Below are 25,061 nucleotides of genomic sequence, written 5' to 3' on the forward strand. Positions count from 1 at the left end.
CAACCACTGCCGACCGCTGCCCCTGGGAGCCTCGCGCGTCCTACTGTTGAGGGGTGCGCCTGTCGTGCACGGCTGCAGGATGCGATTTCGGCCGTGGTGGCATGACATCGGGGCCATCGCGTGACATCGGCATCGCCGGCTGTGAGAGGTACGGGCATGAAACCCACCGAAAGCGCCGACCCGTCACCTGAATTCGGCGGGGAGCTCCCGTCCATGCGGGCGGGCAGGGCGGGCAGGCCCGGTGTCCTGGGTGCCAGGACACCGGAGACCCGACCGGTCCCCACCCACGCGGGCGGGCAGGAGCGGCGCGGTGTGCTGCCCTTCATCGTCGTGGGCCTCGCCGTCACGGTGCTCACCGTCGGCATCGTCTCCGCGCTGAGCGGTCGTCATGCGCTGTTCCCCGGCGGGCCGGTCGGCTGGGCCCTGGCCCTCCTCACCGGCATCATCGTCGGCCACCTCGTCGCCCTCGGCCGCGACCGCTGGTGGGGCGGCACCGGATCGGGCGCCGCGCTCACCCTCGGCGTCCTCATCCTCTACGGATGGGTGCCCGCCGGACTGGTCTCGCTGGCCGTGGTCTCCCTGGTCGGGGCCGCGCGCCGGCACCGCTGGCGGCAGGGGCTGCTGCACGGCTCCGTGGACATCCTCGGCATCGGCGCCGGGGCCCTCGTACTCGCCGCCTTCGGCGAGGTGCCCTCCGTCGAGACCCCCTGGCTCCCGGCCTCCTGGGGGCTGGAGGCGGTCCCCGAGGTCGTCTTCGTCGCCGTCGCCTACCTGCTCGCCACCCGGTTCCTGCTCTGGATCGCCCTGGCGCCGCGCGGCGACGGCCTGCCCACCGTTGCCCGCACGGCCCTGCTCCGGCAGGCCTTAGTAGCCGTGGCGCTGCTCGGCATCGCCCCCCTGATCTGCGTCGTCGCCGTCAGCAGGCCGGTCCTGCTGCCGCTGTTCGCCGTACCGCTGATCGCCCTGGACTCCACCCTGTGGATCGCCCGGGCCCGCGCAGAGGAGCAGCTGCGGGACCCGCTGACCGGGCTGCCCAACCGGCAGTGGCTGCTGGAGCGGGCCTGGTCCGCCCTGGACGAGGCGGAACGCTCCGGGACCCGGGCCGCCCTCGTGCTCATCGACCTGGACCGCTTCCGGGCGGTCAACGACACCCTGGGGCACCTGGCGGGGGACCGGCTGCTGCTCCAGATCGCCGAACGGCTGCGCCAGGCGCTGCCCGAGGACGCCGAGGCGGCCCGGCTCGGCGGCGACGAGTTCGCCGTCCTGCTCCCCTTCGCCGACTCCACCACCAGCGCCCAGCGCATCGCCCGCCACCTGGTCGCGGAGCTCAGCTCCCCCCTCGACCTGGACGGCCTCACGCTCGTCCTGGAGGCCAGCGCGGGCCTCGCCGTCTTCCCCGACCACGCGCTCGACGCGGAGGGGCTGCTGCGGCGCGCGGACGTGGCGATGTACCAGGCGAAGCGCGACCGCACGGGCGTCGAGGTGTACGAGTCCAAGCGGGACAGCAACACGCCCGACCGCCTGGGCCTGCTCGGCGACCTCCGCAGGGCCCTCGACGCCGGGGAAGTGGAACTCCACTACCAGCCGAAGGTCCGTTTCGACGGCCAGGTCGCCGGGCTCGAAGCCCTGGTGCGCTGGGTGCACCCGGAACGCGGCAGGGTGTCCCCGGACGAGTTCATCGCGATCGCCGAGACCTCCGGGCTGATGCCGCACCTGACGGAGTACGTACTGGAGACGGCCCTCGCCCAGGTGGCGCGGTGGCGGGCCCAGGGCCTCAAGGTCCCGGTGGCGGTCAACGTGTCGCCGCGCGACGTCCACACCCCGGGCTTCGCGGGCGCGGTCGCCGCGCGGCTGGCCCGCCACGGGGTCCCGGCGAGCGGGCTGCAGCTGGAGATAACGGAACACGTCCTGCTGGAGGACCCCCAGCGGGCGGCCGACACCATGGCCGGACTCACCGGTCACGGCGTGAAGATGTCCCTGGACGACTTCGGCACCGGCTACTCCTCGCTCGTCCACCTGCGCCGCCTGCCGGTCAGCGAGCTGAAGATCGACCGGTCGTTCGTCGGCCGGCTGGCGGTCGACGCGCAGGACGCGGAGATCGTCCGCTGCACGGTGGACCTCGCGCACTCGCTGGGCCTGCTGGTCGTGGCGGAGGGCGTGGAGGACGACGAGACCTGGGAGCGGCTGCGGGACCTGGGCTGCGACGCCGTCCAGGGCTGGCTGGTCGCCGCCGCCATGCCGCCGCAGGAGGCCACCGCCTGGCTGCTGGCCCGCGGCGAGCGCGGCTGGCGCCGCCCGGCGGACATCACGGCGGAGCTCGCCGCCGCGGAGGCCGACGCGGTCTGACCGCGGTCGGCCCGGCCCCCGGCAGCGGCGCCGCTGCCGGGGGCCGGGCCGACGGACCCCCGCGCCTCAAACGCCGGCGGGGCTGGATGCGGCCGACGCCGGCACCATCCAGCCCCGCCGGCGATTGAGGCGCGGGTCCGGGCAGCGCCCGGGGGCTCCGCGCAGCGGCCCGGCCCAGGCGTCGGTGCAAACCGTTTCGCTGGGCGGGGGCCCGGCCCCATAGGATTGGGACCGAAACTACACATCCACCCACCCCCAGAGGATCGCTGCATGCCTGGCATTACGCGCGAGGAGGTCGTCCACCTCGCTCGGCTGGCGCGCCTTGAGCTGTCCAGCAACGAGCTGGATCACTTCGCCGGACAGCTCGGCGACATCATCGGCGCGGTCGCCCGCGTTTCCGAGGTCGCCGACCAAGACGTCCCGCCGACCTCCCACCCGCTGCCGCTGACCAACGTCATGCGCGCGGACGAGGTCCGTCCGTCGCTCACCCCCGAGCAGGCGCTCTCCGGTGCTCCCGCCCAGGAGCAGCAGCGTTTCAAGGTGCCGCAGATCCTGGGGGAGGACTAACAATCATGGTCGACATCATCAAGCTCACGGCCGCCGAGACCGCCGAGAAGATCGCCTCCGGCGAGCTCACGGCCGTCGAGGTGACCGAGGCCCACCTGGCCCGCATCGACGCCACCGACGAGAAGGTCAACGCCTTCCTGCACGTGGACCGGGAGGGCGCGCTCGCCCAGGCCCGCGCCGTCGACGCCAAGCGCGAGGCCGGCGAGAAGCTCGGCCCGCTGGCCGGCGTACCCCTCGCCCTCAAGGACATCTTCACCACCGTCGGGGTCCCGACGACCGTCGGTTCGAAGATCCTCGAAGGCTGGATCCCGCCCTACGACGCCACCCTGACGCGCAAGCTGAAGGAAGCCGACGTCGTCATCCTCGGCAAGACCAACATGGACGAGTTCGCCATGGGGTCCTCCACCGAGAACAGCGCCTACGGCCCCACCGGCAACCCCTGGGACCTCACCCGGATCCCCGGCGGCTCCGGCGGCGGCTCCGCGGCGGCCCTCGCCGCCTTCCAGGCCCCGCTCGCGATCGGCACGGACACCGGCGGCTCCATCCGCCAGCCCGCCGCCGTCACGGGCACGGTCGGCGTGAAGCCCACGTACGGCGGTGTCTCCCGCTACGGCATGGTCGCCTTCTCCTCCTCCCTCGACCAGGGCGGGCCCTGCGCCCGTACGGTCCTGGACGCGGCGCTGCTGCACGAGGTGATCGCCGGGCACGACCCGCTCGACTCCACCTCCATCGACGCCCCGGTCCCGCCGGTCGTCGAGGCCGCCCGCAACGGCTCCGTCGCCGGCATGCGCGTCGGTGTGGTCAAGCAGTTCGCCGGTGAGGGCTACCAGGCCGGTGTCGTCCAGCGCTTCAACGAGTCGGTGGAGCTCCTCAAGGAGCTCGGCGCCGAGATCGTCGAGCTGGACTGCCCCTCCTTCGACCTCGCGATGGCCGCGTACTACCTGATCGCGCCGTCCGAGTGCTCCTCCAACCTGGCCCGCTTCGACGCCATGCGCTACGGCCTGCGCGTCGGCGACGACGGCACGAAGTCCGCCGAGGACGTCACCGCCCTGACCCGCGAAGCCGGCTTCGGCGACGAGGTCAAGCGCCGCATCATCCTCGGCACGTACGCGCTCAGCTCCGGCTACTACGACGCGTACTACGGCTCCGCCCAGAAGGTCCGCACGCTCATCACGCAGGACTTCGAGAAGTCCTTCGAGCAGGTCGACGTGATCGTCTCCCCGACGACCCCGACCACCGCCTTCCCCATCGGCGAGCGCACCGACGACCCGCTGGCCATGTACCTCGCGGACCTGTGCACCATCCCGACCAACCTGGCCGGCAACTCCGCCATGTCGCTCCCCTGCGGCCTGGCACCGGAGGACGGTCTCCCGGTCGGGCTCCAGATCATCGCCCCGGCGATGAAGGACGACCGGCTCTACAAGGTCGGTGCCGCCGTCGAGGCGGCCTTCGTCGCACGCTGGGGTCACCCGCTGCTTGAGGAGGCACCGTCCCTGTGAGCACCAGTGCACTGACCAAGGCCAAGGGCTTCAAGAAGTCCAAGACCGGCACCTACCTGTCGATCGGCACCACCGCCTTCGGCGCGATCAGCGTGATCAAGCAGGTCAAGAAGGCCCGCAGCGAGCACGACGTGCTGAAGCTGGTCGACGCCGCCGTGTCCGCCGCCGCCATCGTCACCGGCCTCGCGATCCTGTACCGCGAGCTGAAGCGCCTGGGCGACGACGACGTCCTGCTGGGCTGAGAGGGAAAGTTTCACCGTGACCACCTTCACCGAACTGCTCTCGTACGAGGACGCTCTCGCCTCGTACGACCCCGTCATGGGCCTCGAGGTCCATGTCGAGCTCGGCACCAAGACCAAGATGTTCTGCGGCTGCTCCACCGAGCTGGGCGCGGAGCCCAACTCGCAGACCTGCCCGACCTGCCTCGGTCTGCCCGGCTCCCTGCCGGTCGTCAACGCGATCGGCGTCGAGTCGGCCATCAAGATCGGCCTCGCGCTGAACTGCGAGATCGCCGAGTGGTGCCGCTTCGCCCGGAAGAACTACTTCTATCCGGACATGCCGAAGAACTTCCAGACCTCCCAGTACGACGAGCCCATCGCCTTCAACGGCTTCCTGGACGTCCAGCTGGAGGACGGCGAGATCTTCCGTGTGGAGATCGAGCGCGCCCACATGGAGGAGGACACCGGTAAGTCGCTGCACGTCGGCGGCGCCACCGGCCGTATCCACGGCGCGTCCCACTCCCTGCTGGACTACAACCGCGCCGGCATCCCGCTCATCGAGATCGTCACCAAGCCCATCGAGGGCGCGGGCGAGCGGGCCCCCGAGGTCGCCAAGGCGTACGTCGCCGAGCTGCGCGAGGTCATCAAGGCACTCGGCGTCTCCGAGGCCCGCATGGACAAGGGCCAGATGCGCTGCGACGTGAACCTGTCGCTGCGCCCGACCCCCGAGTCCGAGTTCGGTACCCGCTCGGAGACCAAGAACGTCAACTCCCTGCGTTCCGTCGAGCGCGCGGCCCGCTTCGAGATCCAGCGCCACGCGGCGGTGCTCTCGTCGGGCGGCTCGATCGTGCAGGAGACCCGGCACTTCCACGAGGAGGACGGCTCCACCACGGCCGGCCGCATCAAGGACAACGCCGAGGACTACCGGTACTTCCCGGAGCCCGACCTGGTCCCCGTCGCCCCGGCCCGCGACTGGGTCGAGGAGCTGCGCGCCGGTCTGCCCGAGATGCCGCGCGTGCGCCGCAACCGGCTCCGCGAGGAGTGGGACGTCAGCGAGCACGACATGCAGTCGATCCTCAACGCGGGCGCGGTGGACTCCATCGTCGCCACGATCGAGGCCGGTGCCGACTCGGCCGCCGCGCGCAAGTGGTGGATGGGCGAGCTGGCCCGCAACGCCAACGAGCAGGGCGTCGTCGTCGACGAGCTGCCGATCACCCCGGCCCAGGTGGCCCGGGTCGCGGCCCTGGTCGCCGACGGCTCGCTCAACGACAAGCTGGCCCGCAAGGTCCTCGAAGGCGTCCTCGCCGGTGAGGGCACCCCGGACGAGGTCGTCGAGAAGCGCGGCCTGAAGGTCGTCTCGGACGAGGGCGCGCTCGGCGCGGCCGTGGACGAGGCCATCGCGGGCAACGCGGCCATCGCGGACAAGATCCGCGGCGGCAAGATCGCCGCTGTCGGCGCCCTGGTCGGAGCGGTCATGAAGACCACCCGCGGCCAGGCCGACGCGGCGCGGGTCAAGGAGCTCATCCTGGAGCGCCTGGGCGTCTCCGAGTAGTCCCCGTCACGCACGACGGCGGCCCCGCACCGGCTCTCCCGGTGCGGGGCCGCCGTCGTTCAGACTGGGTGCGGGGTGACCGCGTACGACGGGCACGCGGTCGGTGGAGTCGGGGGATGCGCCGGTGGAGATCGGTTCGATGGTCATCGCGGTGGCGGGCGTCGCGGGCACGCTGGGCGGCGCGCTGCTCACCCAGCGGGGTGCGGAGCGCACGAAGCGCCGTGAGATCGAGCTCGTGCGCGCCCACGACGAGAAACGCGAGAACCGGACGCTGCGGCGCACGTGTTACGCGGACCTCAACCGGGACGCCCGGCAGTTCACCACCGCCCTCAACCGGCATCTGCACACCATGCGGGAACGCGGGGTCGAGGACGCCGACCGGGGCGCGCTCGACGCCGCGAAGGACGCCTTCCGCGACCGCTACTCAGAGGCGCAGATGATTGCCCCCGACCCGGTCCTCGCGCCTGCGACGGTGGTCCACCACGCCCTGACCGCCGTCTACGGGCAGGTGAAGCGCCTGGAGCGGGGTACTCCGGAGGCGGGGGAGTCGATGGAGTCGGCGGTGGAGGCACAGCAGGGGATCTGGGACCCGCTCCGCGAGATGCGGGCGGCCATGCGCGCCGACCTCGGCGTGGGCTGAGGCGCCGCGGCCTCGGCGCCGCCGGGGGGAGCGGGAGCCGGCGGCCGCCTTGCCGGGCGCCCGGTCGCGGAACTGCCCACCGGGCAACTTCCGTTCGCCGGGCGCCCGGCCGGACGGGTCGCGCCGGGCAGCGGGTTCCTGTCGGAGCCCGCTGCCGTCAGCGCTTGAGGACCGGGGCGGCGATGACGGCGTTGCCGCTGTTGCGGCAGCCCTCCTCCACCTTCAGGCGCAGGCGCAGGGCCCCCTTGATGTCCAGGGACTTGGTGACCGGCTTGCCCAGGTGGACGGCCTCGGAGAAGAGGGCGGGCTTGTCGTCCACGGAGACGGTCACCCGGGCCTGTTCCATGGTCGAGCCGTCGTCGACGCCCACGGTGAACTCCAGCGTGGACCAGGCGCGGTTCACGTCGTACTCGATCGTCGCACCGTAGTAGCAGCTGCCGAGGAGGGCGGCTCCGTACTCCTTCGTGTTCAGCTTGGCCGAGCCCACTTCGAAGTGCCGTACCGCTCCGACCGAGGACAGTACGGTCAGATCGGCCACGTTGCTGTCCTTCACCGAACCGGGTGTCCCGGGGCTCGACGAGGCCTCCGCGGTGGCGGACTCCCCGGGAGAGGCCTCGGCGGGCGTGGGGTCGGCGGACCCGGTCGCCCGCGCCGACGGCGCGGAAGCCGACGCCGGCGCCTGCGGCGCGCTCGTCCCGCCGGGCTTCTCGCCCCCCGCGGCGTTCTCCTTCTCCTTGTCCTTGCCGCCCAGGAGCTGTACGCCGACGACGGCGAGGGAGGCCAGCACCAGCACCGCGGCCACCGAGCCGAGGATCAGCCCGGTCCGCCGCTTCTTGGCGGGACGCGGCGGCTCGGGGGCGGGGGCCGGGGCCGGGGTCAGGTTGTACGCGGGCCCGTACCCGGCGGGTACCTGGGCCTGCACCGGCGGCACCGGCACCGGCACAGGCTCCGGATGCGGGACGGGGACGGGGACCTGGGCGGGCGCGGGTCCCGGGGTCGGGGCCGTGGCCGGCTCCGGCTGCACGGGCTGCGCCGTCGGGGCGTACGCGGGCGGCGGCGCCACCGGCGGCGCGGTGACGGGCTGCGGCGGGACCGCCGGCGGTGGCGGCGCGGCCGGCCTGGGCGGAGCCTCCTGGGCGGCCCGCTGCGAGGTCGCGGTGGTCGTGGACACCACCGCGTGGCGGATGTCCTTCATCCAGCCGGCCAGGTTCACCGGCCGCTTCCCCGGGTCGGCCGAGTAGATCGCGGTGATCCGCGCCCGCTGCTCGGCGTCCAGCACGGCGATCTGCGGCAGCGCGGTCAGCGCCTGCGTCAGCTGCTCCGGTGTGGCGGGCGGGGACTCCCCGCTCAGCAGGAAGTACGCGATCGCCCCGAAGGCGTACCGGTCCGTGCCCGGCGTCCGCTTGCCGTCGAAGACCTCGGGCGCCGCGTAGCCCGGGGTGAACCACACCTCGGCCGTCTGGTGGTCGGCGGTCAGCTTGCTGAGGCCGAAGTCCACCAGGGTGGCCTGCCCGTGCGCGTCGACCATCACATTGCCGGGGGAGAGGTCACCGTGGACGACCTGGCGCCCGGACGGGGTGGCCTTCCCCGAGTGCAGCCAGTCCAGGACGTCGGCCAGCTGCTCCAGCGTGCGCATCACCTCGCGCCGCTCGGCGGCGGTGGCCAGCGTCCGCTCGGCCCGCCAGTCCCGCAGGTCGAGCCCGTCGACGTGGTTCATGACCAGGACGAGCGCCCGCCCGGTCAGGGCCGAGGACTCCCCGGGCCGGTGGATCGGCGGCCCCTCGAAGTGCTCGCGCACTCCCACGACACCGGGCCGGTGGACGAACCGCAGCAGCTCGGCCTGCTCGTTCCACTTCTGGCTGATCCGGTCGAAGACGTCCGGCGTGATGGTCGTCTTGGAGTCGAGCACTTTGACGACCACGGGTTCGGATCCGCCGGCGAGTTCGATCTCGGCGAGATAGAGCACGGCCTCCCCGCCGCGCCCGATCGAGCGGAGCAGACGGTACCGGTCGGCTGCCGCGTCCGGACCGATGTGCAGGTTCTGACTGGTCAATGTCCCCCACCTCAAGGCGCTTTGAGAGGCCATCAGCTTCCAGCGGGGAGGCGCGCGGGTCAATCGGAATCGGGAATCCCCACCCGGTTCACCCTTCCACCACTCGACAGGCCTTCGGCGGCCGGTGGCGACCGGTGGCGAACGCCGGTGCCCGGACACGCCGTCGGGCGCCCGGCTCCCGCATCCGCCCGATGGACGGCTGCCGTTCGCCGGGCGCCCGGTCGAAGGGGCGGTTCCGGTCAGCCTGCCGCCGGCGCGGCCCCCGGAGCGGCGAGGAAGGCCAGCTGCGCCGGCTTGGCCGGGAGGTAGACCTCGGGCAGGTCGATCTCCGGGAGCACGACCTGCGGTCCGAGCACGAAACCGGTGCGCTCCATGAGGGAGATGGCCTTGGCGTTGCGGGCGTCGGGTTCGACGACCACGCGCCGCGCGGCGGCGTCGGAGAACACGAACGCGATGAAGACGGTCATCAGCGAGCCGGTGAAGCCGCGCTCGGCCGCGCCCGTGGTCGGGCCGATCAGCAGGTGCACGCCGACGTCCCCGGGCTGGACCTCGTAGCACTCGCTGACCCGGTCCTCGGCGCAGTCGTACGTCTGGAACAGGGCGACCTGCTCGCCGTCGCGGCTCACCATGAAGGCGTGGTGTGTGGTGCGGCGGTCGACGTCCTCGTAGATCTCCTGGACCAGTTCGCGGCTGGCCTCGCCCATGCCCCAGAAGCGGGCCCGCTCCTGCGTGACCCAGCTGTGGATCAGCGCGGAGTCGGCCGCCGGGTCGACGGGGGTGATGGTGACGGTGCCGAAGCCCTCGACGACCTGGGTGAACACGGGCTGTCCGACGGAGATGGCGGAGGTCATATCGATTCCTTGGTGAGCCGGGCCCAGTCGGTGACGACGGGGACGAGTTCGCACTGTGCCCACAGGGGCAGCTGGTCGCGGTGGTGGGGCGAGCCGGTGACGCCGTCCGCACCCAGCGGGACCGCCCAGAGGCTGTCCTCGCGGCGGGCGAGGTCCCAGACGTAACGGGCCGCCGACGCCCGGGCGGTGAGGTCGGTGAAACCGGGGACGGTGGAGGTGGCGTTCACGCAGTCGTGGTCGCCGCCGAGGCCGGGCCACTCCGCCGGCTCCGGGTCGGGCACGGCCTGCCAGGGGGTGAGGCGGTGCACCTGCGACCAGGGGGTGTCGGGGGTGTCGGCCGCGGCCGTCTCCTCCAGGGCGGCCCGGACGTGCGCCGCACGGTCGAGGCCGGGGACGAGGGAGGTGGTGAGCAGGCCTTCGAGGGCGTAGCCGATCCGCGGGACCAGGTACAGCCACGGGTGGAAGACCGCCGGGCCGGTGGGCGCCCCCCACAGGTCCTCGAAGACGGGGTCGGCGGCGAAGCGGCGTACGGTCGCGCCGCGGAAGGCCGAGAAGACGGTGGCGTCGGTGCTGTCCGCCGCCATGTGCCGGTCCCAGGCCAGCAGCCGGGTCCGCAGGGCCTGCGCCGCCGGCGTCAGGTCCTCGAAGCCGGGCAGCAGCGCGAGCAGGGGCGCGGCCGAGGCCAGGTGCGTGTCCCGGTGTACGTCGGCCATCGCCTTCGGGGACCAGTCCGCGGACCCGCTGAGCAGTTCGCGGATGCGGTCGGCGCGGTGCGGGGGCGCGAACTCCACGCCGAGCGGGGAGGCGATCCCGCGCGCGTTCGCCATCACGGCGAAGCCCTGCACCGGTTCCGCGGGCGTGGGGGCCCAGCCCCGCCAGGCGTGCTGCGGGTCCCAGGCGGGCACGGGCCGCAGCCGGTTGGTGTGGTGGCGCAGCGGTACGGCGCCCGCGACGCGGTGCAGCAGCCCGCCCGCGGAGTCGGCGGCGTGGACGACGTTGACCGGCTCGGCCCAGCCGTCGAAGGCACGGTCGATGTCGGCGACGGTGCGGGCGCGCAGCAGCGCGGGGAGGGCGGCGAAGCCGAGGTCCAGGCGGACCCGCGGCGGGTAGCGCAGGGAGAGGGTCTGGGCGCTGCCGTCGGCGTGCGCCCCGGCGTCGGGGTCGGCGCCGAGGTCGCCGTCCGCGTGGATGATCACGGGGCCGCGGGGGGTCTCCAGGATCTCCACCTCGACGTCGTCGCCGTCGGCCACGGCGATGGTCTCGGTGTGGCGGGAGACGGGCTCCCAGGCGCCGTCCGCGCCGAGGGCCCAGGTGGCGCCGTCGTCACCGCGGCGCAACTGCTCGACGTACAGGTCCTGGTAGTCGGACATCGCATTGGTGATCGCCCAGGCGGCGGTGCCGGTGTGCCCGAAGTGGCCGAGGCCGGGGACGCCGGGGACGGCCAGGCCCAGTACGTCGTATTCGGGGCAGGAGAGACGTATCTGCTGGTAGACGCCCGGGTCCTCGATGAATCGGTGCGGGTCGCCCGCGATGATCGCCGAGCCGGTGGTGGTGCGGTCGCCCGGCACCAGCCAGCCGTTGCTGCCGGCCGTGCCGGGGCCGTCGGTGGCGAAGAGGGTGACGGCCTCGTCGCCGAGGGCGCGGGCCACGCGCTCGCGCCACAGCTTGGTGGCGAAACCGGCGAACAGGATGTGCGTGGCGATCCAGATGGCCAGCGGGACCCACGGTTCCCACGGGGTGGGGGTCAGACCCGTGCGTGCGAAGCGTTCGTCACGGGCGGCGCCGGCGGCGAGCCCGTCGTTGACGCCGTCCACGTACGCGCGCACCCAGGCGGCGGTGGCGGGGTCGCCGGCCTCCATGGCCTCGAAGCAGCGGCGGGCCGTGTCGGCCAGCCGGGACTGGCGGGCGAAGCGGTCCCAGGTGACGGCGTCCGCGCCGAGGAAGGAGGCGCTGGAGCCCTCGGAACGGTGCCGTTCGACCTCCAGCTGCCAGGCGCGGTCGAAGGCGGTGACGCGGCCCTGTGCGTGGACGAGCCGGAGTTCGTCGGATGCGCGCAGGTGGGGGATGCCCCACCGGTCGCGGAAGACCCCGTAGGATTCCGGGGTCTCCACGGGGGGCCCGCCGCGGTCCGCTCCGTACGGCCGGGCGTCGCCGCTCTCGCTGCTGGCACTGCTCACGCTGCTCACACTCTTCCCCGACGTGCGTTTAGGTTAGGCTGACCTAACTATAGGGGTGTCAGGGGAGGGGTTGGACATGGCTGTCGGCAAGGGCTGGGAGGGCGTGGTCCTCAAGCTCATGCGGGGCAAGGACTTCACGTTCACGGTCACCGGAGCGGAAGACCTTACGGAGAACTACCGCCGCGTGAGCTTCACGGACGGCGGGCTGCTCGCGGCCGCCGGTGAATCGCTGCACCCGACGATGTGGGTACGCGTCTGGTTCCAGGGCGCGGGCAAGCCGCACCAGCGGGCGTACACGCTGGTGGACCCGGATCCGCAAGCGGGCACCTTCAGCTTCGAGTTCGCCCTGCACGACGGGGTCGCCAGTGCCTGGGCGCGCGGCGCCGAGCCGGGCGACACGGTCGAGGCCACCGTCCAGGGCACCGGATTCACGGCCCCGGCGCCGGCCCCGGAGCGGCTGCTCGTCATCGGGGACTCCGCGTCCCTCCCGGCGATCAACTCGCTGCTGGACACGTACCCCGAGACTCCGGCGACCATCTGGTTCGAGACGCAGCACGACTCGGACGAGCGGCTGCCGATGCGGGTGGAGCCGGGCCGGCACGACATCCGCCGGGTGCGGCGCAACGGTACGGACCTGGCCGACCGGGTGCGCGCCGAGCTGCCCGGGCTGGCCGGGGACCCGGAGGCGGCGTACGTCTGGCTGGCCTGCGACACGGTCACGACGCGCGCCCTGACGGCCTACCTGCGCAAGGAACTCGCGCTGCCCAAGCACCGGGTGAACGCCCTCGGCTACTGGCGGCCGGGGGCCTGAGACCTGAGGCCTGAGGCGGCCTGCGACCGTCGGGCTACATGGCGGACGCCTTGCAGGCGCTCACCGCGGTCCCGTTGGTCACACCGCCCTTGGTCAGCCCGCTCACGCACTGCTCCTGCTCACCGGTGTACCCGGCGGAACACGCCGTGCGGACGGACTCCGGGGCCTCGCCGCCCTGCAGCTCCCGCTCGACCTGGTTGATGCAGGCCGAGACGTCGGCGTGGGCGGCGGGGGCCGCGAAGGCCGCGCCACCGAGTACGAGGGTCAGGCCGCTGAGGACACCTGCGATACGGGTCGACGTGCGCATGGGACGCACCTGCTCTCCAGGGTCGTCGCGCGGCCGATACCCGAAAGGTGCCGGTCCGCGCGGGAACAGCGCCGAGCGCACGCGGCCGGGTTCGGGCCGCAGCGGTCCGGGTCCCCGGCCCGGACCGGCTCGGCAGGGAATCCCCTCCTGTGTCCGACGCTAGAGCAGCCCCCTGGCGCACGCACCCGCAGAAGCCGTTCCCCCGGTCAGGCGCCGGTGGTGCCGTCGATCCCCTCGCGGAGGAAGTCGGCGTGGCCGTTGTGGCGGGCGTACTCGTGGATGAGGTGGAGCATCACCAGACGCAGCGAGGCCTCCTCCTCCCAGCTCGGCACGTACGCCGTCACGTCCAGGGACGCGGCCGCGGCCTCGATCCGGCGGGCGTGCGCGATCTCCTCCTGCCATGCGTTGAACGCCTCCGCGCGGCTGGATCCGGAGGCGTCGTAGGCGGCCTGGAAGTCGTGGGTGTCCGACCACAGGTGCGGAAGGTCCTCGCCGCCGAGGACGCGGCGGAACCAGTGCCTTTCGACCTCGGCCATGTGCCGGACCAGCCCCAGCAGGGACAGGGTGGACGGGGGCATCGAGGCGCGCCGCAGCTGCTCGTCGGTGAGGTCCTCGCACTTCCAGGCGAGGGTGGCCCGGTGGTAGTCGAGGAAGGTCCGGAGGGTCTCGCGTTCGTCCCCGGTCAGGGGCGGGCTGATGCGTTCCATGGCATTGATCTTGCCCGCTGCTCCCGGGCCGGCATAGAGCCCGTCCCGCCCCGGACTGGGCCGTCTCTTCCGGATCTTGCCGGGCCCGCGACGCCCGGCACCGCACCTGGCCGCGTTGTCGGGGCGCCCGAGTACGTCCGGTACACGGGCGCCCCTCCGCCTTGCCATGCTTCCCCTCGGCCCTGGCCGGCCCGGGAGGCCCCATGGCACCGGACGCCGCGGGCTCGGCCGACAAGATCCGGAAGAGGCGGCCTAGGAGGCGCCGTCGGTCCAGATGTAGGGCACCGTCACGCCCAGGACCCCGAAGCCCAGCCGCTCCAGGATCGGACGGCTGTCGTCCGTCGCGTCCACCTGCAGGTAGGTGATGCCGAGCTCCGCCGCCAGGCGGGCGCGGTGGGCGACCAGCAGGCGGTAGATGCCGCGGCCGCGCCACTCGGGGATCGTGCCGCCGCCCCAGAGGCCCGCGAAGGCCAGGCCCGGCTGCATCTCCATGCGGGCCGCGCTCACGGGGATGTCGCCCGCCATCGCGAGCACCGCGGCGATCGTCTCGGGTTCCTCGCGCAGGCTGCTGAGCAGCTGTTCCCGGATCTGGGGCCGTTCCCGCCCGAAGGCTCCGGCGTGGACCCGCATCATCAGGTCGACGCCCTCCTCGTCCGTCACCACCCGCAGGGTGATCCCCTCCGGCGGGTCCACCGGCAGCTTCGCGAGTTCGGACACCAGGCCCACCATCAGGGTCTCGGGCGGCTCGGGCACGAAGCCCGCCGCCCGCAGCCGGTCCCCGAGGTCGGCGGGCCGGTCGTAGTCGTACAGCTTCCACTCGAACTCCGGACAGCCGCGCCCCGCGAAGAACGCCACCTGCGCCGCGATCTCCGCGTCCGCCGTCCCCGCGTCCAGGTCCGACCAGAGCACGCCGTTCCACCCGAGCCCGGGCGCGACGTGCCGTACGACAGCACCCGCCCGCTCCACGTTCGCCCGCGGGGCGTCCGGCAGTGTGCCTTCGCGCACCTCGGCGTCGAAGCGGGCGCGCACCTTCATCAGTTCATCAAGATCGATCGTCATAGTCCCAGCTCACCAGTGTCGGGCGGGCGCCACAACTGCATTAGCCTCACCCCGTGAACCACGACTCCGCCATCTACACCGGTAAGGCCACCCCCGACGCCGCCGCCGACCGCGGCTGGCTCCTCGGCCACTTCAAGGACATCTCCGATCCCCGCCACAGCGAGGACGTCGAGATCAAATGGGGTGTCCACCCGAAGGGCGACGAACGGGAGCGGTGGGCGACCGCCGAGAAGCGCACCGCACTGCTGGTGCTGATCAGCGGACGCTTCCGGCTGGAGTTCCCGGGGCGCACCGTCGTCCTCGCCGAGCAGGGGGACTACGTCCTCTGGGGGCGCGGCGTCGACCACTCCTGGTACGCGGAGGAGGACGCCGTCGTCCTCACCGTCCGGTGGCCCTCGATCCCGGGCTACCGGGTGGACGAGCCCGAAACCGAGCTGGAGGCAGGGGTGTAGTCCCGGCGCTGTGACGATGCACACGAAACGGGCCAACGATCACGAAACGCTGAGATCGTGGAGGGTGTAGACCCTCGACGCCGAGCCTTCCCAGGGTGATCCCCCGGGCCCCTTGGCCGGGCCTTCACGCGTTCATGCGTTCTTTGCGACGGGCTGCCTCCCGGTAAAGATCCGAACCACCAGGGAGCACGTCCGTTGGCTGTAATCGCACGCTGGTGCATGCGCCACCGCCTCCTCGCCGTCCTGATCTGGCTGCTCGCGTTCGGCGGGATCGCGGCGGCCGCAGTGACCGCCGGGTCGGCGTTCTCCAACGACTACGAGGTCCCCGGCACCGAGTCCGGCAGGGCGAACGCCCTCCTGCGCGAGGCCTTCCACGGCCAGGGCGGCGACACCGACACCATCGTGTGGCGGGCCCCGGACCGGCAGAGCGTGCGCACCCCGGACATCGAGCAGCGCATGACCCGGGCCCTGGAGGCCGTCGCCGGGCTCCCCGGCGTCGGATCGGTCGCCGGACCCTACGGTCCCGCCCCCGAGAGCGCCGCCCGGATCAGCCCCGACGGGCGCACCGCCTACGCGGTGGTGACCTTCGACCAGCAGGCCGACTCCGTACCCAAGGCCCAGGCCAGGGCGGTCGTCGACGCGGCGAAGAACCCCACCACCGAGGCCGGCGGTCTCCAGGTCGAACTCGGCGGCCGCGCCATCCAGCTCACCGAGGCCCCCACCGCGCACCTCGCCGAGGTCATCGGCGTCGTCGTCGCGGCCCTGGTCCTCTTCCTGGCCTTCGGCTCGCTCGCCGCGAGCCTGCTGCCCATCGCGACCGCCCTGGTCAGCGTGGGCACCGCCTATTTCGGCATCACGCTGCTCGGCCACGCGATGCCGGTCGCCGACTTCGCCCCGATGCTCGGCACCCTCATCGGCCTCGGCGTGGGCATCGACTACGCGCTGTTCATCGTCACCCGGCACCGCAAGGGCCTGGCGCGGGGCAGCACGGTCGAGGAGGCCGCGGCGAACGCCGTCGCCACCACCGGCCGGGCCGTCGTCTTCGCCGGTGCCACCGTCTGCATCGCACTGCTCGGCATGTTGGTGCTGCGGCTGAACTTCCTGAACGGCGTCGCGATAGCGGCCTCCGTGACGGTGGTCCTCACGGTCGCCGCCTCGGTCACCCTGCTGCCCGCCCTCCTCTCGTACATAGGCATGCGCGCCCTCTCGCGCCGCGAGCGCCGCAAGCTCGCCGCCGAGGGGCCGCGTCCCGAGCAGACCTCCGGCTTCGCCGCCCGCTGGTCCGTCTTCGTCGAGCGGCACCCCAAGCTGCTGGGTGCCGTCGCCACCGCGGTCATGCTGGTGCTGGCCCTGCCCACCCTCTCCCTCCACCTGGGCACGTCCGACCAGGGCAACAACCCGGCCACCTCCACCACCCGGCAGGCCTACGACCTGCTGGCGGAGGGCTTCGGCCCCGGTACCAACGGCCCGCTCACCGTCGTGGCCCGGCTCGACGGCGCGGGCGACCGCCTCGCCGTGGACCAGCTGGCGCAGGCACTGCGCACGACCGAAGGCGTCGCCTCCACCGGCCCCGCCGTCCTCAACCGCAGCGGCGACACCGCCGTCCTGACCGTCGTACCGGATTCCGCCCCCCAGTCCCGGGCCACGAGCGACCTCGTCGACAGACTCCGCCGGGACGTCATCCCGGCCGCCGGGCACGGGAACTCCATGGAGGTCCACGTCGGCGGTGTGACGGCCGCCTACGACGACTTCGCCGAGGTCATCATCGGGAAGCTGCCGCTCTTCGTCGGCGTGGTCATCGCCCTCGGCTGCGTGCTCCTGCTGCTGGCCTTCCGGTCCATCGGCATCCCGCTCAAGGCGGCGGCCATGAACGTCGCGGCCGTCGCCTCCTCCTTCGGCGTCGTGGTCGCGATCTTCCAATGGGGCTGGGGCAGCGAGCTGCTGGGCCTGGGCAGTGCCGGCCCCATCGAGCCCTTCCTGCCCGTGATCATGGTGTCCGTCCTCTTCGGGCTGTCGATGGACTATCAGGTCTTCCTCGTCAGCCGGATGTACGAGGAGTGGCTGGAGACCGGTGACAACCGGCGGGCCGTGCGCGTGGGCCTCGCCGAGACCAGCCGGGTCATCAACTCGGCGGCCGTCATCATGATCTCCGTCTTCCTGGCCTTCGTCCTCAGCGGCGACCGGATCATCGCGATGTTCGGCATCGCCCTCGCCGCGGCCGTGGCCCTCGACGCCTTCGTGCTGCGCACCCTCCTCGTCCCGGCCCTGATGCACCTGCTCGGCGGGGCCAACTGGTGGCTGCCCGCGTGGCTCGACCGGCGCCTGCCCCGGATCAGCATCGAGCCCCCCGAACACCGCCCGCATGCGAGACTTCCGAAGCAGCGGCCCGCTGCGGACCTTGCCACGAGCGAGGACGGCGCCGAGCCCGCCACCACCGCCCGGTGATCCGGCCACCCGCCGCCTGAGACCCAAGGAAGCCCCAGCATGTTCTCGATAGACCTCGCCGAAGACGCCCGGATGTTCCCGCTGGAGGCCCGGCACGCCCAGGAGTTCTTCGAGCACATCGAGCGCGGACGCGAATTCATCGGGCAGTACGTCGGCTTCCCGGACCGGGCCACCGACCTCGACTCCGCCCGGGCCCTGCTCGCCAAGTACGCGGCGACGGCGGGGGAGGACGGCGCCCGGTTCTTCGGCATCCGGCTCGACGGCACCCTGGTGGGCGGGGTCCTCTTCCCGACGTTCGAGGCGCACTACGGCAACTGCGAGATCGGGTGCTGGCTGGAGCCCGACGCGGCCGGCCGGGGCCTGGTCACCAAGGCCTGCCAGGTCCTGATCGACTACGCCTTCGGCGAGCGCGGCATGCACCGCGTCGAGTGGCACGCGGCCTCCGGCAACAAGAAGAGCCTCGCCGTGGCCGCGCGCCTCGGGATGACCCGCGAAGGCGTCATGCGGGAGAACTACCTCCACCGCGGAGTCCGTCAGGACACCGAGGTCTGGTCGATCCTCTCCCGCGAATGGGCCGCGACCCGGTCCGCCTGAGTCCGCCCCGGGCCCGGTCCGGGGGCGCCCCGTCACGGGCTCCGCCGACCGCCGGGCCCGCGCCGCCCGGAACCCGCCGATTCTCAGAAAACTCTCAGACAGGGCGCCTACGGTGCCCCGCATGGACACCACGAAGACCCCCGCCCCGAACGCCGCCGAGGCGGACACCACCCCGGCCGACCTCGAAAAGGCCGAGACCCCCCAGGCGGCCGAGGCCGAGGCCGACTCCGCGGTCACCGACGAGGTCACCGAGTCGGACCTGGACGACGAGGCGTTCGCCGACGACCAGGCCGAGGACCGGGAGCCGAGCCAGGTCGGATCCGCCGCCTTCGCGGTCGTCGCCGCGGGTCTCGGCGTCGTCGCCCTCAGCGGCAGCTGGGTCGCGGGCATCGTGTCCGAGCGTGCGAGCGTCGCCGCCCGGCTGGAGCTGACCCAGGCCGCCGACGCCAATGCGCAGATCGCCGCCCAGTTCGTCGACCCGTGGCACAGCACCGCGATGGTGAACGGCATCTTCTCCGCCCTCGCCCTGATCATCGCCACCTTCGTGCTGGCCCTCCCCGCCTTCAGCAGCCCCGAGCGCACCCTCCCCACCTGGGTACGGTCCGTCTCCTGGGCGGGCATCGGGCTGGGCGCCCTCGGCGTACTGCTCTTCGTCCTCATGTACTTCGACCTCCTCCTCGCCATTCCCAAGGCGGCCGGAGCCGGCGCCTAGGCACTGCCTTAGGTCCGCAGGGACCGGCCCGGGGCTCCCCGGCCCCGGACTAAGGCCCCCTGCCCCCGGCAGATGCGGCATGCGACCGATGTGCCGGTACCCCCTGGGGCGCGAATCTTGGATCACACCGAACGAGGTGCCCGAGCAACGCGACCAGGGAGCAGAGATGTTCGAGTACGAGATCGCCAACGCCGTCCGCAGCGCCGACCTCATCCGTGAGGCGGCCGAGTACCGCACGGCCCGGGCGGCGGGGCGGGCGCACCGCGCCTCCTCGCCGGACCAGGAACACCGGAGGCGGGTGAGAACGCTCCGGAGCCGGTTCACCCGCTCTGTCCGCTCCGCGCCGCGCACCGCGTGAACTGACACGTGATGAGAAGCGCAGCGGTGGTGAGTGCCGCCGGACAGGACGTCTGTGCGATGCTCGGCGGCGTGGAGACCAGATCTGTCAGCCCGGTGTTCGTCGGCCGAGCCGATGAACTGGCCGTACTCACCGACGCATTGACCCGGGCCGCCGGGCAGGAACCGCAGGCGATGCTCATCGGGGGAGAGGCCGGAGTCGGCAAGACCCGGCTCACCGAGGAGTTCCTCTGCGAGGCGGACCGCCGCGGCGCCGTCGTCGCCGTCGGAGGCTGTGTGGAGATCGGGGCGGAGGGCCTTCCCTTCGCCCCGTTCTCGACGGCCCTGCGCACCCTGCACCGGCTGCTGCCCGGAGAACTGGCCTCCGCCGCCGCAGGCCAGGAGGACGAACTCGCCCGCATCCTGCCCGAACTCGGCGACACCCCGCGCGGCCCGCACGACGAGGAGAGCACCGCCCGGCTCTTCGAACTGACGGCCCGGATGCTGGAGCGCCTCGCCGCCGACCGCACCGTCGTCCTCGTCCTGGAGGACCTGCACTGGGCGGACACCTCCACCCGGCATCTGCTCTCCTATCTCTTCCGCACCCTCGTCAGCGGCCGGCTCGTCATCGTCGCCACCTACCGCGCGGACGACGTGCACCGGCGTCACCCGCTGCGCCCGCTCCTCGCCGAGCTCGACCGGCTGCGCACCGTCCAGCGCATCGAGCTGTCCCGCTTCAACCGGGCCGAGGTACGCCGCCAGCTCGTCGGCATCCTCGCCGCGCAGCCCGACGAGGACTTCGTGGACTCCGTCTTCGACCGGTCGGACGGCAACGCCTTCTTCGTCGAGGAACTCGTTGCCTCCAAGGAGAGCGGCTGCCGCACCGGCCTCACCGAATCCCTGCGCGACCTGCTCCTCGTCCGGGTCGAGGTGCTCCCCGACGAGACCCAGGGGCTGGTGCGCATCGTCGCCGAGGGCGGCTCCACCGTGGAGTACCCGCTGCTGCGCGCCGTCGCCGGGCTCACCGAGGACGAGCTGATCGAGGCGCTGCGCGCCGCCGTCGGGGCCAACATCCTGCTCGCCACCCCCGACGGCGACGGCTACCGCTTCCGGCACTCCCTGGTCCGCGAGGCCGTCAGCGACGACCTGCTGCCGGGGGAGCGGGCCCGCGTCAACCGCCGCTACGCCGAGGCCATGGAGGCCGACGGGACACTGGTCCGGGCCGAGGAGCGGGTCATCCGGCTGGCCAGCTACTGGTACCACGCGAACGACCCCGCCAAGGCGCTGCCCGCCGTACTCGCCGCCTCCGTGGCGGCCCGCCGCCGGCACGCCTACTCGGAGCAACTGCGCCTGCTGGAGCGGGCCATGGACCTGTGGGACAGCGCCCCGGAGGGCGTCCGCGAGGCGCTCCGCCCGGCGGACTACACCGAGGTGTACCCTCCGTGCGGCTGCGACCCGGCCACCACCGCGCTCCAGCGGCTCGACCTGCTGGCCGAGGCCACCGTGGCGGCGCGCTACGGCGGCGAGCGCGACCGCGCCCTGAAGATCACGAAGACGGCGCTGCGCCTGCTGGAGGACGACCGAGATCCGCTGAGGGCCGCCTGGTTCTGGACCGAGCGCTCCCGGCTGATCGCCGGCCTCGGGCGCGGCGACGGCTGGGAGGAGATAGCCAAGGCGCAGGACCTCGTCCGGGGGCTGCCCCCGTCCCAGGTGCACGCCGAGGTCCTGGTCCGGGCCGCGAGCTGGGGCATGCTCCACAAGCCGGGCCCCGGCAACCTCGCCGCCGCCGAACGCGCCGTCGAATACGCACGGATGGTCGGCGCCGAGGAGACCGAGCTCAACGCCCGGATCACGGTCGGCGCTCTGCTCACCGACTCCGGCGACGCTCCGGGCGGTCTCGCCGAGATGCACGCGGTCCGGGAGCGGGCCACGGAACTCGGGCTCACCATGCTGGCAGGGCGTGCGCATATCAATCTCACCTCTCAGTTGGAAAGCCTGGGCCGGTCCCGCGAAGCCGTGGAACTGGCCGAACAAGGGGTCGAACTGGTCCGCAGATCCCGGCTGATGGACAGCGAGGCCTGGGTCTGCGGGAACAAGGCCGAGAGCCTCTACAGCCTCGGCCGCTGGGAGGAGGCCGCCGAGGCGGCCCGGCGCACCCTGCTCGTCGGCCAGAGCGCGGCCCCCCGCGGCTGTGCCTCCGCTCGGCTGGCCTACCTGGCCCTGGGCCGGGGCGAGTTGACCGAGGCCGCCCACCAGCTGGCTGCCGCCCACGTCCACTTCGGCAGCCACGAGACCCGGCCCCAGCCCCAGCACCGGATCCCGCTCTACCGCCTCGCGATCGGCCTGGCCGCGGCGGAGGGCCGGATCGCCGACGTCCGCGCCGAGACCTCCGCTGCCGCCGCCTACGGGTTCCCGCTCGGGCAGCACCGCTACGCCTGGCCGCTGCTGCTCGCCGCCGCCACCGCGGAGGCGGACGCCCGGGGACTCCCGGCCGCCGAGGCCGGCCGGGACGCGGCCCTGGACGTGCTGCGCACCGCTGCCCGCCCCCTCGCCACCCCGGTCCCGGTGTGGACCGCCCACGCCGAGTACGTCCGGGCCGAACTGCGCCGGGCCGAGGCCCGGGACACCCTCGCCGACTGGACCGCCGTCGAGCAGGCCGTCCGCCCGCTGGAGCGCCCGTACCTGCTGGCCAGGGCCTGCCACCGGCTCGCGGAGGCCCTGCTGGCCGCCGGTGACCGGGAGCCCGCCGCCGCCCTGCTCCGCGAGGCCTATGCCACTGCCGAGCGGATCGGCGCACGCACCCTGCGCGAGGACCTGGCCCTGCTGGCCCGGCGCGCCCGCCTCCCGCTGACCGGCACCGACAGCGCCGCCGCCCCGCCGGCCTTGGAGACCGACCCGGTCGAGGCGCTCGGGCTGACCAGCCGCGAGCGGGACGTGCTGCGCCTGGTGGCGGCCGGCAGCACCAACCGGAAGATCGCCGAGGAGCTCTTCATCTCACCGAAGACGGCGAGCGTGCACGTCTCGAACATTCTGGCGAAGCTGGGCGTCACCGGCCGCGGCGAGGCGGCCGCCCTCGCCCACCGGCTGCGTCTCTTCGCCCCGCCGACCCCGGTCAGTCCCCGTCCGGAGGCTGCTCGTCCAGGCGTATGAGCACCCTGCCGGAGTCGAGGTCTATGGGACCCCGTCCCGGATCGTTGTCATTGACGTCGGCCCGGGACAGCTCCAGGCGCTTCTTCTCCTCGTTCGTGTGCTTGCGTCCCGGGTTGAACAGCTCCTCGATCATGTTGAACACCACGCCCACCGCCCTCTTCGCCCCCTGCCGGGGACGTGCTGGTCACCGCACCGTCAGGGTCAGGATCCTGTCGTCGCCCGCTTCCGGGGACCCGCGTCCGTCCGTCTCGCTCGTGACCAGCAGCAAGCGGTCCCCGCCGAGAGGCACCACCGTCCGCAGCCGCCCGTACTCGCCCTCGAGGAAGGGCTCGGGCTCCGCCACCAGCTGCGTCCCGGCCAGCGGGATCCGCCACAGCCGCTTGCCCTTCAGCCCGGCCATCCACACCGAACCCTCCGCCCACGCGATCCCGCTCGGCGAGGCCTCGTCGGTCTTCCACACGGCCACCGGATCCCGGAAGCCGGGCTTCCCCGCCTTCCCCTCGGCCTCGGGCCAGCCGTAATTGGCGCCGGGCTCGATCAGATTCAGCTCGTCCCAGGTGTTCTGGCCGAACTCGGCCGCCCACAGCCGTTTGTCCTTGTCCCAGGCGAGCCCCTGCACATTGCGGTGCCCGTAGGAGTAGACGACGGAATCCGCCTCCGGATTGCCGTGCACCGGATCCCCGTCCGGGGTCATCCGCAGGATCTTGCCGCCCAGCGACTTCTTGTCCTGCGCGAGCCCGGTGTCACCGGTCTCACCCGTCCCCGCGTAGAGCATCTTGTCCGGGCCGAAGGCGATCCGGCCGCCGTTGTGGATGAGGCCCTTGGGAATCCCCCGGAACACCGTGTCCGGAGCGCCCAGTTGCTGTCCGGCAGGTCTTTGTTCGTCGTACCGAAGCCGGGCGATGCGGTTGTCGGACTCGGTCGTGAAGTACACGTACACCAGCCGGTCCGACGCGAAGGCGGGTGACAGCGCGAGGCCCAGGAGCCCGCCCTCACCGCCCGGAGCCACCCCCGGCACCTCGCCGATCCGGGTCACCGCGCCCGAACCCGCAGCGACCCTGCTGATCGTCCCCTTGTCCCGCGAGGCGACGAGCAGGTCCCCGCCCGGCAGCGGGGCCACCCCCCACGGCGACTCCAGCCCCTTGGCCACCTCGCCGGTCACCGTCACGGTCCCCTTCGCCGGCGGGCCGGCGGCCTCCGGCGGCACGGATGGCGGTCTCCCCGACGGCCCCGGCGACCCGGAGCCCGCCGCGGCCGTGCCCGGTGGGGAGCCGCCCGGCCCCGCACCCGGTGCGCCCTGCGGCGAGCACCCCGCCGCCAGCAGGGCGCCGCAGCCGGCCAGCGCGAGCGCCGCCAGCACACCCCGGCCCCGCCCGCCCGCACCCTCGGACCCCGCCTGCCCGGGAGAACTTCCGTATCGCATGGCCCTGCTCCCTTCCGGTCCTCCGATCCTGCCCTTCACCCGTCTCAACAGCTCCGGCAGTTCCCGAAGTTCCACCACTCGTACACTCGATCGAGTGGTTGTCCGGCCGCCCTCCGACCGGCCCCGGCCCGCGCCGGTGCCGGATCAGTCCCAGGCTCCCACCTCGACCGGAAGGGCGGCGATCTCGGCCAGGTCCCCGGCCGAGAGCCGGACCTCCGCCGCCCGCGCGTTCTCCGCCGCCCACGGCGCCCGGTCGGCCCCCGGCACCGGCACCACCTGCGGCCCCTGCGCCAGCACCCACGCCAGGGCCACCTGCGCGACCGTGACCTCGGGGCCGTGCCGCCGGGCCACCCGCCGCAGCCCCGCCAGCAGCACCTGGTTCGACGCCATCGCCTCCGCCGTGAACCGCGGGTGCCGGGCCCGCACGTCCTGCGGCTCGAACCCCTCACCCGGCGTGAGGGTCCCCGTGAGGAACCCGCTGCCCAGCGGCATCGCCGCCAGGAACCCCACCCCGCGCGCCGCGCACCACGGCAGCAGCTGCCACGCCGCCTGCGGCGACCACACCGACAGCTCCGCCTGCACCGCGCTCACCGGGAACACCTGCTGCAGCCGCTCCAGGTGCCGCAGGGTCGTGCGGTACCCCCGGTCCCCGCTGCGCCCGGCCCCGGGACCGGCCCCGGCGCCCAGCGCGCAGTACCCGAGCGCCCGCACCTTCCCCGCGCCCACCAGCTCGGCCATGGCCCCCCAGGTCTCCTCCACGGGCACGTCCGGATCCACCCGGTGCAGCTGGTAGAGGTCTATGACATCGGTCCGCAGCCGCCTCAGCGAGGCGTCGCAGGCCCGCCGCAGATAGCCGGGCCGCCCGTCGGCGACCACGTGCTGGTCACCCGCCCGCAGTCCCACCTTGGCCGAGACGAACGCCTCGGACCGCCGCTCCCGCAGCACCCGCCCGAGCAGCAGCTCATTGGTGAACGGCCCGTACACGTCGGCCGTGTCCAGCAGGTTCGACCCCAGGTCCAGCGCGGTGTGCACGGCGGCCAGCGACTCCTGCCCCCGCCGCCGCGAAGGCGCGTACGCCCAGCTCATCGGCATACAGCCGAGGCCGACGGCGCCCACCGTCAGCGCCCCCGCCCCGATCGCCCTGCGCTCCACCCCTGCGTCC

22 protein-coding genes are annotated in these 25,061 nt (G+C 73.1%); 13 read left to right on the plus strand and 9 right to left on the minus strand.

Annotation, left to right across the window (positions count from 1 at the left end; genetic code table 11):
* Nucleotides 1–156: 156 nt before the first annotated feature.
* From JYK04_RS29250 to JYK04_RS29275, 6 genes are all read left to right on the plus strand, one after another.
* Nucleotides 157–2,346, plus strand: a complete 2,190-nt coding sequence (locus JYK04_RS29250) for a putative bifunctional diguanylate cyclase/phosphodiesterase (RefSeq protein ID WP_229876335.1) — start codon at nucleotides 157–159, stop codon at nucleotides 2,344–2,346.
* Between the two features lie 270 nt (nucleotides 2,347–2,616).
* A complete protein-coding gene (gene gatC / locus JYK04_RS29255; RefSeq protein WP_030010586.1) occupies nucleotides 2,617–2,913 on the plus strand; it encodes an Asp-tRNA(Asn)/Glu-tRNA(Gln) amidotransferase subunit GatC in 297 nt (98 codons plus the stop codon).
* Between the two features lie 5 nt (nucleotides 2,914–2,918).
* Nucleotides 2,919–4,412: an Asp-tRNA(Asn)/Glu-tRNA(Gln) amidotransferase subunit GatA gene (gatA, locus tag JYK04_RS29260; RefSeq protein ID WP_189742886.1), complete on the plus strand. Its 1,494-nt coding sequence runs from the start codon at nucleotides 2,919–2,921 to the stop codon at nucleotides 4,410–4,412.
* Nucleotides 4,409–4,654 (plus strand): hypothetical protein, encoded by a 246-nt coding sequence (locus tag JYK04_RS29265; protein ID WP_030010588.1) that lies wholly within the window; start codon nucleotides 4,409–4,411, stop codon nucleotides 4,652–4,654. Before gatA ends, JYK04_RS29265 begins: the two co-directional genes overlap by 4 nt.
* Nucleotides 4,655–4,670: 16 nt before the next feature.
* Nucleotides 4,671–6,182 carry an Asp-tRNA(Asn)/Glu-tRNA(Gln) amidotransferase subunit GatB gene (gene gatB, locus JYK04_RS29270; RefSeq protein ID WP_189742884.1) on the plus strand — a complete coding sequence of 504 codons (1,512 nt, stop codon included), beginning with the start codon at nucleotides 4,671–4,673 and terminating at the stop codon, nucleotides 6,180–6,182.
* 124 nt (nucleotides 6,183–6,306) lie between these two features.
* On the plus strand, nucleotides 6,307–6,822 hold the full coding sequence (locus JYK04_RS29275) for a hypothetical protein (RefSeq protein ID WP_229876333.1): 516 nt from the start codon (nucleotides 6,307–6,309) through the stop codon (nucleotides 6,820–6,822).
* Nucleotides 6,823–6,979: 157 nt separating this feature from the next.
* Here the strand turns inward: JYK04_RS29275 and JYK04_RS29280 are convergent, their stop codons facing one another.
* From JYK04_RS29280 to JYK04_RS29290, 3 genes are all read right to left on the minus strand, one after another.
* The gene (locus JYK04_RS29280; RefSeq protein ID WP_189742882.1) at nucleotides 6,980–8,875 is read right to left on the minus strand and encodes a protein kinase domain-containing protein; all 1,896 of its coding nucleotides are present in this window, start codon (nucleotides 8,873–8,875) and stop codon (nucleotides 6,980–6,982) included.
* 239 nt (nucleotides 8,876–9,114) lie between these two features.
* The gene (locus JYK04_RS29285; RefSeq protein ID WP_189742880.1) at nucleotides 9,115–9,726 is read right to left on the minus strand and encodes a GNAT family N-acetyltransferase; all 612 of its coding nucleotides are present in this window, start codon (nucleotides 9,724–9,726) and stop codon (nucleotides 9,115–9,117) included.
* Nucleotides 9,723–11,837 carry a penicillin acylase family protein gene (locus JYK04_RS29290; protein WP_229876363.1) on the minus strand — a complete coding sequence of 705 codons (2,115 nt, stop codon included), beginning with the start codon at nucleotides 11,835–11,837 and terminating at the stop codon, nucleotides 9,723–9,725. Before JYK04_RS29290 ends, JYK04_RS29285 begins: the two co-directional genes overlap by 4 nt.
* A 142-nt stretch (nucleotides 11,838–11,979) precedes the next feature.
* Here JYK04_RS29290 and JYK04_RS29295 point away from each other — a divergent pair, with 142 nt between their 5' ends.
* Nucleotides 11,980–12,714, plus strand: a complete 735-nt coding sequence (locus tag JYK04_RS29295) for a siderophore-interacting protein (RefSeq protein ID WP_189742876.1) — start codon at nucleotides 11,980–11,982, stop codon at nucleotides 12,712–12,714.
* 34 nt (nucleotides 12,715–12,748) lie between these two features.
* On the opposite strand, the gene JYK04_RS29300 is transcribed toward JYK04_RS29295, so the two are convergent.
* The 3 genes from JYK04_RS29300 to JYK04_RS29310 all read right to left on the minus strand — a co-directional run bounded on the left by JYK04_RS29300 (nucleotide 12,749) and on the right by JYK04_RS29310 (nucleotide 14,787).
* Nucleotides 12,749–13,021, minus strand: a complete 273-nt coding sequence (locus JYK04_RS29300; RefSeq protein ID WP_189742874.1) for a hypothetical protein — start codon at nucleotides 13,019–13,021, stop codon at nucleotides 12,749–12,751.
* 206 nt (nucleotides 13,022–13,227) lie between these two features.
* The gene (locus JYK04_RS29305; RefSeq protein ID WP_189742872.1) at nucleotides 13,228–13,728 is read right to left on the minus strand and encodes a DinB family protein; all 501 of its coding nucleotides are present in this window, start codon (nucleotides 13,726–13,728) and stop codon (nucleotides 13,228–13,230) included.
* 252 nt (nucleotides 13,729–13,980) lie between these two features.
* A complete protein-coding gene (locus JYK04_RS29310) occupies nucleotides 13,981–14,787 on the minus strand; it encodes a GNAT family N-acetyltransferase (RefSeq protein ID WP_189742870.1) in 807 nt (268 codons plus the stop codon).
* Between the two features lie 53 nt (nucleotides 14,788–14,840).
* Here JYK04_RS29310 and JYK04_RS29315 point away from each other — a divergent pair, with 53 nt between their 5' ends.
* The 6 genes from JYK04_RS29315 (at nucleotide 14,841) to JYK04_RS29340 (ending at nucleotide 22,476) form a co-directional block, all read left to right on the plus strand.
* Nucleotides 14,841–15,239 carry a cupin domain-containing protein gene (locus JYK04_RS29315; RefSeq protein WP_189742868.1) on the plus strand — a complete coding sequence of 133 codons (399 nt, stop codon included), beginning with the start codon at nucleotides 14,841–14,843 and terminating at the stop codon, nucleotides 15,237–15,239.
* A gap of 195 nt (nucleotides 15,240–15,434) precedes the next feature.
* The gene (locus tag JYK04_RS29320) at nucleotides 15,435–17,684 is read left to right on the plus strand and encodes an MMPL family transporter (RefSeq protein ID WP_189742866.1); all 2,250 of its coding nucleotides are present in this window, start codon (nucleotides 15,435–15,437) and stop codon (nucleotides 17,682–17,684) included.
* A 39-nt stretch (nucleotides 17,685–17,723) separates the two neighbouring features.
* Nucleotides 17,724–18,278 (plus strand): GNAT family N-acetyltransferase, encoded by a 555-nt coding sequence (locus JYK04_RS29325; RefSeq protein WP_189742864.1) that lies wholly within the window; start codon nucleotides 17,724–17,726, stop codon nucleotides 18,276–18,278.
* A 121-nt stretch (nucleotides 18,279–18,399) separates the two neighbouring features.
* Nucleotides 18,400–18,990 (plus strand): hypothetical protein, encoded by a 591-nt coding sequence (locus JYK04_RS29330; RefSeq protein ID WP_189742862.1) that lies wholly within the window; start codon nucleotides 18,400–18,402, stop codon nucleotides 18,988–18,990.
* Between the two features lie 166 nt (nucleotides 18,991–19,156).
* Nucleotides 19,157–19,348 carry a hypothetical protein gene (locus JYK04_RS29335; protein ID WP_189742860.1) on the plus strand — a complete coding sequence of 64 codons (192 nt, stop codon included), beginning with the start codon at nucleotides 19,157–19,159 and terminating at the stop codon, nucleotides 19,346–19,348.
* Nucleotides 19,349–19,407: 59 nt separating this feature from the next.
* Nucleotides 19,408–22,476: an ATP-binding protein gene (locus JYK04_RS29340; RefSeq protein ID WP_189743217.1), complete on the plus strand. Its 3,069-nt coding sequence runs from the start codon at nucleotides 19,408–19,410 to the stop codon at nucleotides 22,474–22,476.
* Here the strand turns inward: JYK04_RS29340 and JYK04_RS29345 are convergent.
* The 3 genes from JYK04_RS29345 to JYK04_RS29355 form a co-directional block, all read right to left on the minus strand.
* On the minus strand, nucleotides 22,439–22,618 hold the full coding sequence (locus JYK04_RS29345; RefSeq protein WP_189743218.1) for a DUF6191 domain-containing protein: 180 nt from the start codon (nucleotides 22,616–22,618) through the stop codon (nucleotides 22,439–22,441). The two genes, JYK04_RS29340 and JYK04_RS29345, sit on opposite strands and share 38 nt — an antisense overlap.
* Nucleotides 22,619–22,660: 42 nt before the next feature.
* A complete protein-coding gene (locus JYK04_RS29350) occupies nucleotides 22,661–23,899 on the minus strand; it encodes a PQQ-dependent sugar dehydrogenase (protein WP_189742858.1) in 1,239 nt (412 codons plus the stop codon).
* 144 nt (nucleotides 23,900–24,043) lie between these two features.
* On the minus strand, nucleotides 24,044–25,051 hold the full coding sequence (locus JYK04_RS29355) for an aldo/keto reductase (RefSeq protein ID WP_189742856.1): 1,008 nt from the start codon (nucleotides 25,049–25,051) through the stop codon (nucleotides 24,044–24,046).
* Nucleotides 25,052–25,061: the final 10 nt, after the last annotated feature.

Origin of the sequence: Streptomyces nojiriensis (genome assembly GCF_017639205.1) — a bacterium.
Lineage (GTDB): Bacteria > Actinomycetota > Actinomycetes > Streptomycetales > Streptomycetaceae > Streptomyces > Streptomyces nojiriensis.